Source organism: Kitasatospora sp. NPDC002522 (assembly GCF_053595195.1).
Map to the genome: position 1 here is coordinate 1 of NZ_JBSFXE010000037.1, position 16,120 is coordinate 16,120.

12 protein-coding genes are annotated in these 16,120 nt (G+C 73.7%); 7 read left to right on the top strand and 5 right to left on the bottom strand.

The features are described from left to right. A partial coding sequence (locus tag ACWD4U_RS26745) for a protease pro-enzyme activation domain-containing protein (RefSeq protein WP_363457650.1) occupies positions 1 to 2,230 on the bottom strand: 2,230 nt, incomplete at its 3' end. A gap of 158 nt (positions 2,231 to 2,388) precedes the next feature. Beyond that, complete coding sequence (locus tag ACWD4U_RS26750; RefSeq protein ID WP_363457653.1) at positions 2,389 to 3,861, bottom strand: FAD-dependent monooxygenase; 1,473 nt, start codon at positions 3,859 to 3,861, stop codon at positions 2,389 to 2,391. Between the two features lie 119 nt (positions 3,862 to 3,980). Here ACWD4U_RS26750 and ACWD4U_RS26755 point away from each other — a divergent pair, with 119 nt between their 5' ends. Then, positions 3,981 to 5,216, top strand: a complete 1,236-nt coding sequence (locus ACWD4U_RS26755; RefSeq protein ID WP_363457656.1) for a glycosyltransferase — start codon at positions 3,981 to 3,983, stop codon at positions 5,214 to 5,216. Positions 5,217 to 5,324: 108 nt separating this feature from the next. On the opposite strand, the gene paaN is transcribed toward ACWD4U_RS26755, so the two are convergent. After that, a complete protein-coding gene (paaN, locus tag ACWD4U_RS26760) occupies positions 5,325 to 7,019 on the bottom strand; it encodes a phenylacetic acid degradation protein PaaN (protein WP_363457659.1) in 1,695 nt (564 codons plus the stop codon). Positions 7,020 to 7,138: 119 nt separating this feature from the next. Continuing rightward, positions 7,139 to 8,404, bottom strand: coding sequence for a glycosyltransferase family 39 protein (locus tag ACWD4U_RS26765; protein WP_363457662.1), 1,266 nt, complete (start codon positions 8,402 to 8,404; stop codon positions 7,139 to 7,141). 153 nt (positions 8,405 to 8,557) lie between these two features. Here ACWD4U_RS26765 and ACWD4U_RS26770 point away from each other — a divergent pair, with 153 nt between their 5' ends. Further along, positions 8,558 to 9,514 carry a glycosyltransferase family 2 protein gene (locus tag ACWD4U_RS26770; protein ID WP_363457665.1) on the top strand — a complete coding sequence of 319 codons (957 nt, stop codon included), beginning with the start codon at positions 8,558 to 8,560 and terminating at the stop codon, positions 9,512 to 9,514. Between the two features lie 65 nt (positions 9,515 to 9,579). Beyond that, the gene (locus ACWD4U_RS26775; protein ID WP_363457667.1) at positions 9,580 to 10,167 is read left to right on the top strand and encodes a TetR/AcrR family transcriptional regulator; all 588 of its coding nucleotides are present in this window, start codon (positions 9,580 to 9,582) and stop codon (positions 10,165 to 10,167) included. Positions 10,168 to 10,176: 9 nt separating this feature from the next. Here the strand turns inward: ACWD4U_RS26775 and ACWD4U_RS26780 are convergent, their stop codons facing one another. Continuing rightward, the gene (locus ACWD4U_RS26780; RefSeq protein ID WP_363457670.1) at positions 10,177 to 10,644 is read right to left on the bottom strand and encodes an Lrp/AsnC family transcriptional regulator; all 468 of its coding nucleotides are present in this window, start codon (positions 10,642 to 10,644) and stop codon (positions 10,177 to 10,179) included. A gap of 147 nt (positions 10,645 to 10,791) precedes the next feature. Here ACWD4U_RS26780 and pdhA point away from each other — a divergent pair, with 147 nt between their 5' ends. From pdhA to ACWD4U_RS26800, 4 genes are all read left to right on the top strand, one after another. Further along, positions 10,792 to 11,943, top strand: coding sequence for a pyruvate dehydrogenase (acetyl-transferring) E1 component subunit alpha (gene pdhA / locus ACWD4U_RS26785; RefSeq protein ID WP_449787327.1), 1,152 nt, complete (start codon positions 10,792 to 10,794; stop codon positions 11,941 to 11,943). Further along, on the top strand, positions 11,940 to 12,947 hold the full coding sequence (locus tag ACWD4U_RS26790) for an alpha-ketoacid dehydrogenase subunit beta (protein WP_363457675.1): 1,008 nt from the start codon (positions 11,940 to 11,942) through the stop codon (positions 12,945 to 12,947). Before pdhA ends, ACWD4U_RS26790 begins: the two co-directional genes overlap by 4 nt. A 5-nt stretch (positions 12,948 to 12,952) precedes the next feature. Further along, a complete protein-coding gene (locus ACWD4U_RS26795) occupies positions 12,953 to 14,236 on the top strand; it encodes a dihydrolipoamide acetyltransferase family protein (RefSeq protein ID WP_363457806.1) in 1,284 nt (427 codons plus the stop codon). 182 nt (positions 14,237 to 14,418) lie between these two features. Continuing rightward, positions 14,419 to 16,119 carry a globin domain-containing protein gene (locus tag ACWD4U_RS26800; RefSeq protein WP_363457677.1) on the top strand — a complete coding sequence of 567 codons (1,701 nt, stop codon included), beginning with the start codon at positions 14,419 to 14,421 and terminating at the stop codon, positions 16,117 to 16,119. Position 16,120: the final 1 nt, after the last annotated feature.

A 16,120-nucleotide genomic window follows, 5' to 3' on the forward strand; every position in this document is an offset into this window, starting at 1 on the left:
TGTCGTACGCGGTCGAGCCGGTCTCGGCGGTGTCGATGTGCAGCCAGAAGCTGAAGGTCGCCTTGCAGCCGGCCGGGATGGTGACGGTCTGCGAGGCGGTGTCGGTGTGGGCGGAGCCGTAGCCGTCCATCCAGGCCTTCCAGGAACCGCTGTGGGCGGCCTCGGAGGTGGAGTTGTCGACCACGCCGGAGGTGGTGGTCCACGGGGCGGCGGTGCCGGTCTCGAAGCCCGCGTTGCCGAGCAGCTGCGCCGGGGTGCAGGTGCCGCCGGTGCCGGACACGGTCCAGCTGAAGGTGGCGGAGCCGGCGGCGCCGGTGGTGTCGGTCGCGGTGACCGTGACGGTGTAGGTGCCGGCGGCGGTCGGGGTGCCGGTGATCTTGCCGGTCGACGAGATCGCCAGGCCGGCCGGCAGGCCGGAGGCGGTGTAGGTCAGGGTCTGGCCGGACGCGCTGTCAGTGGCGCTGACCTGCAGGCTGACCGCCGTGCCGGTGGTGCCGGTCTGGCTGCCCGGGTTGGTGACGGTCACGGTGTTGCCGCCGGTGCTGGTGCCCAGCAGCGCGTTGGTCAGGCCGTCGGCGATCGGGGTGCCCCAGCCGGTGACCTGGTCGTAGCCGGCCTTGGTGGAGAAGTCCTGGTTGGCGCCGGAGGTGACGTCGTGGAAGGCGGAGCCGTAGCTGCTGCCGTTGGCCAGGGCGTACAGCTTCGGGTTGGCCTCGCCGAGCACCGGCTTGGCGGCCGCGGCGGCCTTCTGGTTGAACAGCGCGGCGTAGCCGGACCACAGCGGGGCCGCGGCGGAGGTGCCGCCGTAGACCTGCCAGCCGGCGCTGGTGCTGCCCTGGGTGTAGATCGCGAAGCCGGAGGCCGGGTCGGCGTTGGAGGAGACGTCCGGGACGGTGCGCTGGGTGCCGCTGATCCCGGTGCCGGTCTGCCAGCTGGGCTTGGCGAACTGGGTGGAGGTGCCGCCGCCGGCGGTGCTCCAGGCGCTCTCGGAGCTGTAGGTGGTGCCGCTCACCTTGAGGTTGGTGCCGCCGACGCCGGTGTTGTACGGGCTGGAGGCCGGGAAGTCGACCGCCTTGACGGAGGAGCCGGAGGTGGAGCGGGTGCAGTCCCGGGAGCCGTCGTCGCCGGAGGCCGAGAAGATCGAGATGCCCTGGGCGGCGGCCTGCTTGAAGGAGTTGTTCACCGCGGTCATCGAGGACGCGGTGGTGTCCGGCTCGCAGGAGCCCCAGGAGATGGAGATGACCGAGACCCGGTTGTCGGCGACGATCTTGGCCGCCATGTCGATCTCGCCCTGGTCGCTGTTGGGGGCCTCGTAGACCAGCTGGGTCGCCTTGGGGGCGACGCCGCGGACGATCTCGCTGTCCAGCTCGACCTCGCCCTGGCCCTGGCCGGGCTTCGAGTCGTAGTTGGCGCCGTCCACCGAGACGGTGCTCACCGCCGGGCCGGACAGGCCGAACTGGCTGTCGTAGGTGGAGAGGTTGGTGCTCTTGTAGCCGTCGAACTCCCACAGCGCCACGGTGGTGCCGGTGCCGTCCGCGCCCAGCTGGTTCAGCCGGTACGCGCCGTCGTAGGTCGCCGGGCCGAAGCCGCTCGGGGTGGCCATCGGGGTCGCCGCGGACGGCTTGGCCAGGCGGGTGGTGCGCACGGTGTGGTCGCTGAGGCCGCTGACGCCCTCCACCACACCGGCCAGCGCGGACGGCACCGAGGCGGCGCCGTCGTTGGCGAAGAACGCCCGGCCGCCCTGCTGCGGGTCGGTGTAGGTCGACTCGTGGGTGCCGAAGGCCTGCGCGATCTTGGCGGCGGGGCCGCTGGCGTCCACCACCTGGCGGTTGCCGCTGACCGCGGTGACCTTCAGGCCCTGGGCGGCCAGGTAGGCGCGGACCTGGTCGACGTCGGCCTGGGTCGGGCCGAACTTCTCGGTGAACTGAGCGGGCGTCAGGTAGTGCCCGAACTCGACGGAGCCGGGGGTGCTCACCGCCGTCAGGAACCGGTCCAGCTCGGCGGTGTTGCGCAGCTTCAGGTTGACCGCCACGGATATCTCGCGGTCCGCCGGGAGGTCTCCCTGCTTCTGCGAGCGGGCCACCGCCGGGGTCACGGTCTGCGGCAGCGCCACCCGGGCGGCGGCGGCGTTGGGGGTCGGCGCCGCCTGGGCGGTGCCGACGCCCAGGGAGACAACGGTCAGGGGCAGCACGGCAAGTGCCGCGGCAAGGGCGAGCGAGCGGGGTCGCACGGGCTCCTCCGGAAATCTGGGGGCGTTCCGGTTGGTCGAAAACGCTCGCCAGAATCTCTCAGAGAACTCCCAGGAATAGACCCATGCCTGAGCAATTGCTTACTAAAAAACAGTCAACTGTGGAACGGGAAAGCCATTAACTGAATGCGCGGCCGAACTCACTGAATGGCGGGGCGGCCCAGCCAGCGGCTCAGCGCCGCCCGCAGCTCCCCGCGGGTCGGGTCGACGCAGGCCCACGCCGCGTAGCCGTCCGGGCGGACCAGCAGCACGGTGTCCCGCAGCTTGCCGTGCGGGTCGGCGGGGGCGGCCGTCACCACCCGCTCCGGCCAGGAGTCCGCGACCGACAGCTCGTCGTTGCTGATCAGCACGAACTGGCCGCCGCGCAGCGCCTCGTGGAGCCGCGACGGGCCGCCGGGCACGTCCACCGCGAGCCGCAGGTCCGGCAGCCGGCGGCCGGCCAGCGGGTGCGAGCCCTTGTCGGCCGGGTAGGAGAAGGCGATCCCGGAGACCTGCTTGGCGCCCAACTCGGCCAGCGGGCCCACGTGTCCGGAGACCGTGCTGAGCGCGGAGCGCAGCGCTCTGGCCGGAGCGTGCTGGGCCTGGGCGAGCCGCACCAGCGCGCCGGAGCTGCGCAGCACCGCCCGGCCCACCGGGTGCCGCTCGGTCTGGTAGGTGTCCAACAGGGCGTCAGGAGACCAGCCGCGCAGCACCGCGGCCAGCTTCCAGCCCAGGTTGGCGGCGTCCTGCAGGCCGGTGTTCATGCCCTGGCCGCCGGCCGGGGAGTGGCAGTGCGCGGCGTCGCCGGCCAGGAAGACCCGGCCGGAGCGGTAGGTCGGCGCCTGCCGCTCGTCGCTGTGGAAGCGGGAGGTCCAGCGGGCGTCGTGCAGCCCGTAGTCCTCGCCCATCACCTCCCGCACCAGGTCGGCGAGTTCGGCCAGCACCACGGGCTCGGAGTCGGCCACCTGGCGGTTGCGGTCCCAGCCGATCACCCGGAACCAGCCGTCGCCGAACGGTGCGAGGAAGGCGAAGCCGGCCTCGCCGGCGCCCGCGGTCAGCGGCTCCTCCGGCTCCCGCTCCAGGCGGACGTCGGCCAGCATCACCGAGCGCACCACCGACTCGCCGGGGAACGGGATGCCCAGCAGGTCGCGCACCGTGGAGCGCACGCCGTCCGCGCCGACCGCGTACCGGGCCCGCAGGGACTGCTCGCCCGCGGTCAGCGTGACGCCCCCGGCGTCCTGCCGAAGACCCGTCACCTCGGCTCCGCGGCGCAGCTCCACGCCCGCCTTCAGGGCCCGCTCGCGCAGCACCCGCTCGGTCTGCGACTGCGGGGTGACCAGTACGAACGGGAACCGGCTGGGCAGGCCCGCCAGGTCGACCCGCAGCCGTCCGAAGACCCGCAGCGAGGGCATCACCTGCCCGGTGGCGATCAGTTCGTCGGCCAGGCCGCGGGCGTCCAACTGCTCCAGGGTGCGGGCGTGCACCGCGAAGGCGCGGGTCAGGTTGGACTCCTCCGCGCGCTTCTCGAGCAGGACCACCCGCAGGCCGGCCGCAGCCAGGTCGCCGGCCAGCAGCAGGCCGGTCGGACCGGCTCCGACCACCAGCACGTCGCAGTCGAACTCCATCTCGGACATCCGTGTCTCCCGTCGTCGTCCCGTCGTCACCAGAGCGGAGTCCGCGGCGGCCCGGGTTCTCAGCGCGCTCTCAGACTGCCATCATCGCGGGCCCATCAGGGGCTGTGAACCTCCTTTCCATGACACAGCCAGCGATGCGCCGACCCGCCCGGCTCGACCCGGCGGCCGACGGACGGAGCCCGGCGCCCACCACCGTGAAAACCCGTCTGGTGGAGGTCGTCGTACCCGTCTACAACGAGCAGCACTCGCTGGAGCGCTGCGTCCGTGAGCTGCACGCCTATCTGTCCGAGACCTTTCCGTACGACTACCTGATCACCGTGGCGGACAACGCCTCGGTGGACGGGACCTGGGAGGTGGCCACCCGGCTCGCCGAGCAGATCCCGCAGGTGCGCGCCGTCCACCTCGACCTCAAGGGCCGCGGCCGGGCGCTGCGGCACGTGTGGGGCAGCAGCGAGGCCGACGTGGTGGCGTACATGGACGTCGACCTGTCCACCGGGCTGGAGGCGTTCCTGCCGCTGGTCGCGCCGCTGCTGTCCGGGCACAGCGACCTGGCGATCGGCAGCCGGCTGCACCGCGGCTCGGCGGTGGTGCGCGGCCCCAAGCGGGAGTTCATCTCCCGCACCTACAACTTCCTGCTGCGCGCCACCATGGCGGCGAAGTTCTCCGACGCCCAGTGCGGCTTCAAGGCCGGCCGCACCGAGGTGGTGAAGCGGCTGCTGGACGAGGTCGAGGACAACGCCTGGTTCTTCGACACCGAACTGCTGCTGCTCGCCGAGCGCTCCGGCCTGCGCATCCACGAGGTCCCGGTGGACTGGGTGGACGACCCGGACAGCCGGGTGGACATCGTCCGCACCGCGCTGGACGACCTGAAGGGCATGGCCCGGGTGGCCCGGCGCAGCCTGGCGGGGACCGGCCGGGTCGAGCTTCCGGAGAGGGTGCGGCAGGCGCAGGTGCCGCTGGGGCTCGGCTGGCAGGCCGTCAGCTTCGCGGTGATCGGCGGCCTGTGCACGCTGGCGTACGTCCTGCTCTACCTGCTGCTGCGGCAGGCGGTGCCGGCGCTGCTCGCCAACGCGCTGGCGCTCGGCGTGACGGCCGTCTTCAACACCGCCGCCAACCGGCGCTTCACCTTCGGCGTGACGGGCCGTCAGGACGCGCTGCGACACCAACTGGAGGGCGGGATGGCCTTCCTGGTGGGCCTGGCGCTGACCAGCGGCGCGGTCGGGGCGCTGCACTGGCTGCGCCCGGGGTCCGGGCACGGCGTGGAACTCGGCGTGCTGGTGGCGGCGAACGCGCTGGCCACCCTGGTGCGCTTCGTGCTGCTGCGGGTGTGGGTGTTCAACCCGCGGCGGCCCTGAGGCACTCGGCTCTGGGGCGCCCGGCCCTGAGGCGCCCACTGACCGGCCGGAGGCCCGGAACCGTTGTGGGACGGTTCCGGGCCTCCGGTCACTGCGGTGCGGGTGCGACTACTTGCGGATCTCGATGGTGCGGAACCGGCTCGCGACGAACGCGCCGTCGCAGTACGCGGCGTTGGCGGCCGGGTTGGCGCCGGTGCCGTGCAGGTCGGAGAAGGCGGCGGTCTGGTTGACGTACACCCCGCCGGTCAGGTTGAGCGAGAGCGAGACGCCGGAGTCGAGGCAGGCCTCGATCAGCGCGTCCTCCACCGCCGGGTCGGTGGTGTAGGCGCCCGCGGTCATCGCGCCGTGCTCGGCGGTGGTGCGGCGCAGCAGTTCGACGGCGGCGGCGGTGTCGGCCACCGCGACGGCGAAGGCGACCGGGCCGAAGCACTCGGCGAGGAAGACCGCGCGGTCGTCCGGCTTGTCGGCGTCGGCCTTCACCAGCGCGGGGGTGCGGATGGTCGCGCCGGGGAACTCGGCGGAGGCCACCACCCGCGGGGCGAGGGCGAGTTCGCCGAACTCGCCGCCCGCGGCGGCGGCGCTGCGGCCGAGCACCGCGGGGTTGACCACGGCGCCGAGGATGGCGGACGCCCGGGCGTCGTCGCCGAGCAGGCCGTCGATCGCCGCGGCGAGGTCGGCGACCACCTCGTCGTAGGAGCGCTCGCCCTGGTCGGTGGTGATGCCGGTGCGCGGGATCAGCAGGTTCTGCGGGGTGGTGCACATCTGGCCGCTGTACAGGCTGAGCGCGAAGGCCAGGTTGCCGAGCATGCCGCGGTAGTCGTCGGTGGAGTCGATGACGACCGTGTTGACGCCGGCCTTCTCGGTGTAGACCTGGGCCTGCCGGGCGTGCTCCTCGAGCCAGTCGCCGAAGCCGGTGGAGCCGGTGTAGTCGATCAGCTTCACCTCGGGGCGCACGGCCAGCACCTGGGCGATCGAGGAGCCCTCGTGCTCGGCGGCCAGGCACACCAGGTTCGGGTCGAAGCCCGCCTCGGCCAGCACCTCGCGGGCGATCCGCACGGTCAGCGCCAGCGGCAGCACGGCCCGCGGGTGCGGCTTGACCAGCACGCCGTTGCCGGTGGCCAGCGAGGCGAACAGGCCCGGGTAGCCGTTCCAGGTCGGGAAGGTGTTGCAGCCGATCAGCAGCGCGGTGCCGCGCGGCACCGCGGTGAACTCCTTGGTCATGCTGAGCGGTTCGCGCTTGCCCTGGGGCTTGGTCCACTGCGCGGAGCGCGGCAGCCGGACCTGCTCGGCGTACGCGTAGGCGACCGCCTCCAGCCCGCGGTCCTGGGCGTGCGGGCCGCCGGCCTGGAACGCCATGCCGTAGGCCTGGCCGGTGGTGTGCATCACCGCGTTCGCGAACTCGTGCGAGCGGGCGTTGATCCGGCCCAGGATCTCCAGGCAGACCGCCGCGCGGGCGGCCGGGCCGGCCTTCGCCCACGCCGGGCGGGCCGCCTCCAGCGCGGCGAACAGCGCGTCCGGCTCGGCGTGCGGGTAGCTGACGCCCATCTCGATGCCGTACGGCGAGGCCTCGCCGGTCACCGGCTCACCGCCGCCGGGGTGCCCGGGCAGCGCGAACTCGCGGCCCAGCACCGCCTCGAAGGCGGCCTTCCCGTCGGCGGGGGCGCTCTCCCCGTACGCCTTCGGGAACTCCGGGTACGGCGACCAGTAGTCGCGGTCCGCGATCGCGGCGAGTGCGCGGTCGAGGGTGTCCTGGTGACGGGCGGTCAGTTCGGCGACCGTCGGGGTGGGGGTCGCAGCAGCCATGGTGCGCTCCTCATAGGGGCGGGGCGGGACACACCTCAGAGTAACCGAACGATCGGTCGGGGCAAGGGCCCGTGGCCGATCCGATCTCCGCGCGCCGGTGCGCCCCGCGTGATCGCGGTCTACGGAATGCCCAGCTCGAACAGGACGTACCCCGCGTACCAGCCGGAGGCGGCCGCCGTGACGCCCATGACCACCGCCAGCGAGGGCAGCGACAGCCGCTTGAGCGCCACCGCGATCGGCAGGAAGAGCGGGAAGCAGGGCAGCAGGTAGCGCGAGGTGTTGCCGAAGATCTGCTGGCTGCCGAGCACCAGGACCACGGTGACCAGCGTGTAGACCACCAGGAAGGCCGGCGGGCGCAGCCGGATCAGCAGGAAGACCAGGATCGGCAGGGCGAACACCAGCAGCAGCGCGATCAGGTCCTCGGTGGGGTAGCCGAAGATGTAGTCGTGGTGGCCGAGCAGCAGGTTCTTCACCACGTTCTGGGAGTGCTTGCCCCAGTCGAAGAAGTGCAGCCAGGCGCCGCGCTGCAGCTCGAAGTAGGCGGTCCAACTGCCCATCCGCCAGCTCGCCCAGGCGATGTAGCCGGCGAAGCCGAGCGGGGCGATCAGCAGCGCGGTGAGCGGTCCGGCCACCCCGTCGCGGCGGCGCACCAGCGCGGTCAGCGCGGCCACCCCGATCGCGGCGGCCAGCGCCGCCGAGGTCGGCCGGTTGAGCCCGGCGACGAAGGCGGTCACGCCCGCGGCCAGCCAGTTGCGGGTCAGGACGAAGTAGCAGGCCCAGGCGGCCAGCGCGACGAACAGCGAGTCCGAGTAGACCGCCCACTCCACGCCGGAGCCGGGAAACAGGCCCCACACCCCGGCCGCGATCACCGCGGCCCGCCGCCCGGCCAGCAGCTTGGTCACCGCGTAGATGCCCGCGGCGGCGACGAACGAGGAGACCACCGAGACGAACACGCCCGCCCCGAAGGTGCCCAGGCCCGTCACCGCGGAGACCAGCTTCATCAGGCCCGGGTAGAGGGGGAAGAAGGCGACCGAGTTCTGTTCCAGCGTCCACGGCCCGCTGGAGGACGGCAGCAGCTTCGGGTCGTAGCCGTTCGCGGCGACCTGCTGGTACCACCAGCCGTCCCAGCCGCCCATCACGTCCCAGGTGTGGGCGCCGCCGCCGAACCGGTGCGGCTTGGTCAGGTACTCGCCCGACCAGGACAGCAGCCACATGAACACCGTGAACGCGATCAGCCGCACGGCCCCGAACACCGCCAGTGCCGGACCGTACTCCCGCGCCGTGCGCCGGGCCCACTCCCGCGCTCCCTCGCGCGGGACGTCCCCCCTCGGCGGCACGTCGGGACGCTCGGCCACCTCGGTGTCGGGGCTTGCTGCCATCGCCATCAGGTCCTGTCTGAGTGTCGGCCCGCCGCCGGGCCCGCCCGGAATTCCCGGGCGAGCCTACGGTACGCAGTAGTGGTCTGTACCTGACGGGACACCCGCTGGTTAAACTCCCACCACCGGACGGCCACCACCCCCATGCGGCGGGAGAACCCGATGAGCACTGCGGACCAGGACGCCACCGTCCTGTCGGTCGTGGTCCCCATGTACAACGAGCAGGACGCGCTGCCCGCGCTCGTCGCCCGGCTGCGCCCGGTGCTCGACGGGATCGGTGAAAGGTACGAGGTGGTCGCCGTCGACGACGGCAGCGCCGACAAGACCGCCGCGCTGCTGCGCGACCTGGCCGCCGACTGGCCCGAGCTGCGGATGGTCCGGCTGCGCCGCAACAGCGGCCACCAGGCCGCGCTCACCGCCGGCCTGCACCGCGCCGTGGGCCGCTACGTGGCCAGCATCGACGCCGACCTGCAGGACCCGCCGGAGAAGATCCCGGAGATGCTGGAACTCGCCCGCCGCGACGGCCTGGACATCGTCTACGGCGTGCGCGAGGACCGCTCCACCGACACCGGTTTCAAGCGGTACACCGCCGCCGCCTACTACTGGCTGATCCGCCGCCTGGTGGGCCGTCAGGTCCCCTCGCACGCCGGGGACTTCCGGCTGCTGAGCCGCGAGGCGGTCGAGGCGCTCAAGGAACTCCCCGACCAGCAGCGGGTCTACCGGCTGCTGGTGCCCTGGCTGGGCTTCCCCAGCGGCGAGGTCCGCTACGTCCGCGAGGAGCGGGTGGCCGGCAGCACCAAGTACCCGCTGACCAAGATGGTCCGGCTCGCGCTGGACTCCATCACCGGCTTCTCCGCCGCCCCGCTGCGGCTGGCCACCTGGCTGGGCACCGTCGCCTTCTTCACCTGCCTCGGGCTGCTCGCCTTCTGCCTGATCGTGTACCTGGCCGGCAGCACCGTGCCCGGCTGGACCTCGCTCTTCGCCGGCGTGCTGTTCATCGGCGCGGTGCAGCTGATCTGCGTCGGCCTGCTCGGCGAGTACGTGGCCCGGATCTACACCGCGGTGCAGTCCCGGCCCGCGTACTTCGTCGCCGAGGACACCGCCGCCGACCGCGGCTGAACCCCGGCCCCGGAGGCCCACCCCCTCCGGGGCGGGCCTCCGGGGCGCCGGGGATACTCGTGACCATGGCCGACCACTCCGCGCGCACCGCCTACACCGTCGACTCGCTGCTCGCCGTCACGGTGCGGGTCTTCAACGAGCGCGGCTACGACGGCACCTCGATGGAGGACCTGTCGCGGGCCGCCGGGATCTCCAAGTCGTCGATCTACCACCACGTGCGCGGCAAGGAAGAACTGCTGCGCCTCGCCGTCGGCCGGGCCCTGGACGCGCTGTTCGCCATCCTCGACGAGCCGGCCGCCGCCGAGGGCCGCCCGGTCGACCGCCTGGAGCACGTGGTGCGCCGCACCGCGGAGGTGCTGCTCGCCGAACTCCCGTACGTGACCCTGCTGTTGAGGGTGCGCGGGAACACCGCCACCGAACTCTGGGCGCTCGAGCGGCGGCGCGACTTCGACCACCGGGTGGCCGAGCTGGTCCGCGAGGCGGCCGCGGCCGGCCAGTTGCGCGCGGGCCTGGAGCCCCGGCTGGCCACCCGGCTGCTGTTCGGCATGATCAACTCGGTGGTGGAGTGGTACCGCCCCGGCCAGCGCGACACCGACGGCCTGCCCGACGCGGTGGTCCGGCTGGCCTTCGACGGGCTGCGCGCCCAGGACTGAGGCCGGTCCTCAGCGCTCGTCCGGCGGCACCTGGTCGGTCTCCTCGAAGACCAGCATGGTCTGCGTGCTCAGCACCTGCGGGATCGACTGGATGCTGCCCAGCACCAGCTCGCGCAGCGCCCGGTTGTCCGCGGTGTGCACCAGCATCAGCACGTCGAAGTCCCCGCCGACCAGCGCGATGTGCGCCACGCCCGGCAGCTGCAGCAACTGGTCGCGCACCGTCCGCCAGGAGTTCTGGACGATCTTCAGGGTGATGTAGGCGGAGGCGCCCTGGCCGGCCTTCTCGTGGTCCACCCGGGCGGTGAAGCCGCGGATCACCCCGTCCTCGACCATCCTGGAGATCCGGGCGTACGCGTTCGCCCGGGACACGTGCACCCGCTCGGCCACCGAGCGGATCGAGGCGCGACCGTCCTGCCGCAGCAGCCGCAGGATCGACCGGTCGACTCGGTCGAGTCTGGACACCTGTTCAGCCGACATGGCCCCCCATCCCTCGTGATTGGACGTGCTGACCCCAGCAGACCGCCCGTGCGGCCGATTGTCCACCGTCTTGACGCAGATATGGTCAAGGTGAACAGACGACCGAACAATCGGTAGGGAGCCCCCACCACCCCGGAGGTGCCCGAGATGACCGTTCTCGACCACAGAGACCAGGCCGACCACGCGTCCGTGCCCGGCTGGCTGCCCGGTGCCACCGCGCCGCGCACCGACCCCGCTCCCCTGCTGCCCGACGCAGCGCCCTTCCGCGTGCTGGGCACACCCGCCGCCGACAAGGCCGACCCCGAGCTGCTCCGCGAGCTGTACCGCCGGCTGGTGGCCGGCCGCCGCTACAACCAGCAGGCCACCACCCTCACCAAGCAGGGCCGGCTCGCCGTCTACCCGGCCTCCACCGGCCAGGAGGCCTGCCAGGTGGCCGCGGCACTCGCCCTGCGCGAAGACGATTGGCTCTTCCCCAGCTACCGGGACACCCTCGCGGTGGTCGCGCGCGGCGTCGACCCGCTGCAGGCGCTCACCCTGCTGCGCGGCAACGCCCACACCGGCTACGACCCGCGCGCCACCCGCACCGCCCCGCTCTGCACCCCGCTCGCCACCCAGGCCCCGCACGCGGTGGGCCTCGCGCACGCCGCCCGGCTGGCCGGCGACGACACCGTGGCCCTGGCCCTGCTCGGCGACGGCGGCACCAGCGAGGGCGACTTCCACGAGGCGCTGAACTTCGCCGCGGTGCTGCACGCCCCGGTGGTCTTCCTGGTGCAGAACAACGGCTACGCCATCTCCGTCCCGCTCACCCGGCAGTCCGCCGCGCCGACCCTCGCCCACAAGGCGGTCGGCTACGGCCTGCCCGGCCGGCTGGTCGACGGCAACGACGCCGCCGCGGTGCACCAGGTGGTCTCCGAGGCGGTCGAGCGGGCCCGCCAGGGCGGCGGCCCGACCCTGGTCGAGGCGCTCACCTACCGGATCGAGGCGCACACCAACGCCGACGACGCGACCCGCTACCGGCACGAGGAGGAGGTCGCCGCCTGGCGCGAGCACGACCCGATCCGGCTGCTGGAGGCGGCGCTGCGCGAGCGCGGCCTGTTCGACGAGCAGCTCGCCGCGGGCGCCGCCGAGGAGGCCGAGGCGCTGGCCGCCCGGATGCGCGCCGAGTTCCACGCCGACCCCGAGCTGGACCCGACGGCGCTGTTCGCGCACGTCTACGCCGAGCCCACCCAGCAGCTGCGCGAGCAGGCCGCCCAGCTGGCCGCCGAACTCGCCGCCGAGGCCGAGGTGCACCCCCGATGACCACCGCCACCCGCAACCAGTCCGGCACCCGCACCGGCACCATGGCCCAGGCGCTCAACGCCGCACTGCGCGACGCGATGCGCGCCGACCGGGCCGTGACCGTGCTCGGCGAGGACGTCGGCACCCTCGGCGGGGTCTTCCGGATCACCGACGGCCTGGCCGCCGAGTTCGGCCCCGACCGCTGCCTGGACACCCCGCTCGCCGAGGCCGGCATCCTCGGCACCGCCGTCGGCATGGCGATGTACGGCCTGCGCCCGGTGGTCGAGATGCAGTTCGACGCCTTCGCCTACCCGGCGCTGGAGCAGCTGTTCTCGCACGTCGCCAAGATGCGCAACCGCACCGCCGGCAAGCTGCCGCTGCCGATCACCGTCCGGGTCCCGTACGGCGGCGGGATCGGCGGCGTCGAGCACCACAGCGACGCCTCCGAGGCGTACTACGCGCACACCCCCGGCCTGCACGTGGTCACCCCGGCGACCGTCGAGGACGCGTACGGGCTGCTGCGCGAGTCGATCGCCTCCGACGACCCGGTGGTCTTCCTGGAGCCCAAGCGCCTCTACTGGGGCAAGGCCGAGTGGGACCCGGCGGTCGGCGTCGAGCCGATCGGGAAGGCGGTGCTGCGCCGGCCGGGCAGCTCGGCGGTGCTGATCACCTACGGGCCCTCGCTGCCGGTCTGCCTGGAGGCCGCCGAGGCGGCCCGGGCGGAGGGCTGGGACCTGGCGGTGCTGGACCTGCGCAGCCTGGTGCCGTTCGACGAGGCCACCGCCTGCGAGGTGGTCCGCTCGGTGGGCCGCGCCGTGGTGGTGCACGAGGCCACCGGCTTCGGCGGGGCGGGCGCGGAGATCGCCGCCCGGCTGACCGAGAAGTGCTTCCACCACCTGGCGGCGCCGGTGCTGCGGGTCACCGGTTTCGACATCCCGTACCCGCCGCCGATGTTGGAGCACCACCACCTGCCCGGGGTGGACCGGATCCTGGACGCCGTCGCCAGGCTCCAGTGGGAGGAGTGATGGCGATGCCGGTGGTCCGCGAGTTCACGCTGCCCGACCTCGGTGAGGGACTCACCGGGGCCGAGGTGGTGCGCTGGATGGTCGAGGTCGGCGAGGTGATCGCCGTCGACCAGCCGGTGGTGGAGGTGGAGACCGCCAAGGCCGTGGTCGAGGTGCCCTGCCCGTACGGCGGCGTGGTCACCGCCCGGTACGGCGAGGTCGGCACCGAGATCCCGGTCGGCGCGCCGCTGGTGACCGTCGCGGTCGCCGCCGCGCCCGGCGACGCGCCCGCGCCCGAGGTGGAGCGCCCGCTGGTCGGCTACGGGGTCGCCGAGACCCGCCGGGCCGGCCGCCGCCGGGTGGTGCCCGGGGCTGCCGTCGCGGTGGCTCCCCCCGCGCCGGTGGAGCAGCCGCCCGCTCCGGTGGCGAAGGCCCCCGGGGTGGTCGCGGTGATCTCGCCGCTGGTGCGCCGGATCGCCCGGGAGCACGGCCTCGACCTGGCCGCGCTGGCGGGCAGCGGGCCGGACGGGCTGATCATGCGCCGGGACGTCGAGGCGGCGGTCCGGCACACCGCGGTCGCTCCGGCGCCGACGGTTTCACGTGAAACCGTCGCCTCCGAGGCCCTCGACGGGGAGCTGATCCCGCTGCGCGGGCTGCGCCGCACCGTCGCGGAGAAGCTGACCCGCAGTCACCAGGAGATCCCCGCCGCGACCTGCTGGGTGGACGCCGACGCCACCGAGCTGATGGCGCTGCGCGCGCAGCTCAACCGTGCGCCCGGGCCGAAGGTGAGCGTGCTGGCGCTGCTGGCCCGGATCTGCGTGGCCGCCCTGGGTCGCTTCCCGGAGCTGAACTCCAGCGCGGGCCCCGACGGCATCCGCCGCCACCGCGCCGTCCACCTGGGCTTCGCGGCGCAGAGCGAGCGCGGCCTGGTGGTGCCGGTGGTGCGGGACGCCCAACTGCTGGACACCGAGCGGCTGACGGTGGAGCTGGCCCGGCTGACCGAGGCGGCCCGGGCCGGGAAGCTCACCCCGGCCGAGCTGACCGGCGGGACCTTCACCCTGAACAACTACGGCGTGTTCGGGGTGGACGGCTCCACGCCGATCCTCAACCACCCGGAGGCGGCGATGCTCGGGGTCGGCCGGATCACCCCCAAGCCGTGGGTGCACCAGGGCGAGTTGGCGGTCCGTCAGGTCACGCAGCTGTCCTTCACCTTCGACCACCGGGTCTGCGACGGCGGCACCGCGGGCGGCTTCCTGCGCTTCGTCGCGGACTGCGTGGAGCAGCCCGGCCTGCTGCTGCGCGGCCTGTAGGGCGGGCAGCGGTCGTCACCTTGCGTGGTCGTACGGCCGCGCAAGGTGGGGAGGGCCCGCGAGATTAGCGCGTGAACGGTGTCGGTGTCCGGTCTTCGCGTGATTTGTCGGATGAGCTGTGCGGGCGTGCCAATGTGCTGAAGGCGTCAGCAGATTGGTCGACCGGAAGCGAAACGATTCTCTTGGGTACTCGTCAGATCGCGCTGAAGAGCAGGTCGCTGAAGGTCAGGGCGGGCCATGGCTCGGCAGCGGCCGCCGCCGTCCCCGGGTTGGCGGCCGTCCCGGCCGCTTCCTCCGCCGCCGGTCCGGAGCCGGCCGCCGAACCGGAGCCCGCCACAGGTCCGCCGCCCGCGGCCGGGCCGGAGGCCGCCGACCGGCCGGAGCCCACCACCGGGCCGGAGCCCGCCGCGGGTTCGGCTGCCGCGGGTTCGGCCGCCAAGGCTTCGCTGCCCGTGGAGCCGCAGCCGGAGCCGCAGCTACAGCCCGAGCCGCAGCCCGGTGCCGTGGTGCCCGCGCGGGTGCCGACCGGGCCGGTGATCCCGGCGAAACCGACCCGGCCGCCGACCGTGCCCGCGCCGAGCCTGCCGGACGGGGCGCCGGGGCCGTCGTTCCAGCCGCTCTTCCCGACCGCGCCCGGACTGAACTGGGCGGGTCCCGGCGACAGTTGGTCGCAGGCCTGGGCGCTGGAGACGCTGGCCGAGACGCCCGTGCAGCCGGTGGCGCCGGTGGTGGAGCCGGCCGCCGAGCAGGCGCCGACCGCGGAGGACGTGGCGCTGATCCGGGCCACCCTGGCGGTGGTCGAGCCGGTCGCGGACCGGGCGACCGCGCACTTCTACGCGCTGATCTTCGTCCACCACCCCGAGGTGCGGGCGCTGTTCCCGGCCGCCATGGACGTGCAGCGCGACCGGCTGTTCCGGGCGCTGCTGATGGCGGCGGCCAGCGCCGACGACCCGGCGGGGCTGCGCGAGTACCTGGGCCACCTGGGACGCGGGCACCGCAAGTACGGGACGCTGACCGGGCACTACGGGCCGGTCGGCGAGTGCCTGGTGGCGGCGCTGGCCCGGTACGGCGGCAGCGGGTGGGACGAGCGGACCGAGCTGGCCTGGCGGCGGGTCTACGGGCTGGTCTCCCGGATCATGATCGAGGCGGCCGAGGAGGCGGCGCTGGCCACCCCGCCGTGGTGGCAGGCCGAGGTGGTGGCGCACCGTCAGGCCACGCCCGAGGTGGCGGTGCTGACGCTGCGGCCGGACCAGGCGTACCCGTTCCGGGCCGGGCAGTACACCGCGGTGGAGACGCCGTGGTGGCCGCGGGTGTGGCGGCACTTCTCGTTCGCCGCCGCGCCGCGGCCGGACGGGCTGCTCACCCTGCACGTGAAGGCGGTGCAGGCGGGCTGGGTGAGCAACGCGCTGGTGCACCGGGCCCGGCCGGGCGACGTGCTGCGGCTCGGACCGGCGGCGGGCGGCATGGTGCTGGACCACGCGGCCGGGCGGAACCTGCTCTGCCTGGGCGGCGGCACCGGGATCGCGCCGATCGCGGCACTGGTCGAGGAGGTCGCGGAGCACGGCGCCGACGGCCGCAAGGTGGAGGTGTTCTACGGGGCGCGGCGCGCCGAGGAGCTGTACCAGCTGGCCGGGTTGCGCGAGCTGGCCGCGCGGCACCCGTGGCTGACGGTGCGTCCGGTGGTCTCCGAGCAGTCGGTCGCGCCGGGCGAGGCGCTGGCCGGGGAGCTGCCCGAGGTGGTGGCCAGGTACGCGCCGTGGCACGGCTTCGAGGCGTACCTGAGCGGGCCGCCCGCCATGGTCCGGCGCGGGGTGGCGGCCCTGCGCCGGTCCGGTGTGGCGGCCGGGTCGGTCCACCACGACCTGGTGGGGGACCTGGCCTGAC

Coding starts and splice junctions, on each gene's coding strand:
- ACWD4U_RS26790 (WP_363457675.1), top strand. CDS start 11,940: ATGACCACCGCCACCCGCAACCAGTCCGGCACCCGCACCGGCACCATG.
- ACWD4U_RS26755 (WP_363457656.1), top strand. CDS start 3,981: ATGACACAGCCAGCGATGCGCCGACCCGCCCGGCTCGACCCGGCGGCC.
- ACWD4U_RS26795 (WP_363457806.1), top strand. CDS start 12,953: ATGCCGGTGGTCCGCGAGTTCACGCTGCCCGACCTCGGTGAGGGACTC.
- ACWD4U_RS26775 (WP_363457667.1), top strand. CDS start 9,580: ATGGCCGACCACTCCGCGCGCACCGCCTACACCGTCGACTCGCTGCTC.
- pdhA (WP_449787327.1), top strand. CDS start 10,792: ATGACCGTTCTCGACCACAGAGACCAGGCCGACCACGCGTCCGTGCCC.
- ACWD4U_RS26765 (WP_363457662.1), bottom strand. CDS start 8,404: ATGGCGATGGCAGCAAGCCCCGACACCGAGGTGGCCGAGCGTCCCGAC.
- ACWD4U_RS26780 (WP_363457670.1), bottom strand. CDS start 10,644: ATGTCGGCTGAACAGGTGTCCAGACTCGACCGAGTCGACCGGTCGATC.
- paaN (WP_363457659.1), bottom strand. CDS start 7,019: ATGGCTGCTGCGACCCCCACCCCGACGGTCGCCGAACTGACCGCCCGT.
- ACWD4U_RS26750 (WP_363457653.1), bottom strand. CDS start 3,861: ATGTCCGAGATGGAGTTCGACTGCGACGTGCTGGTGGTCGGAGCCGGT.
- ACWD4U_RS26770 (WP_363457665.1), top strand. CDS start 8,558: ATGAGCACTGCGGACCAGGACGCCACCGTCCTGTCGGTCGTGGTCCCC.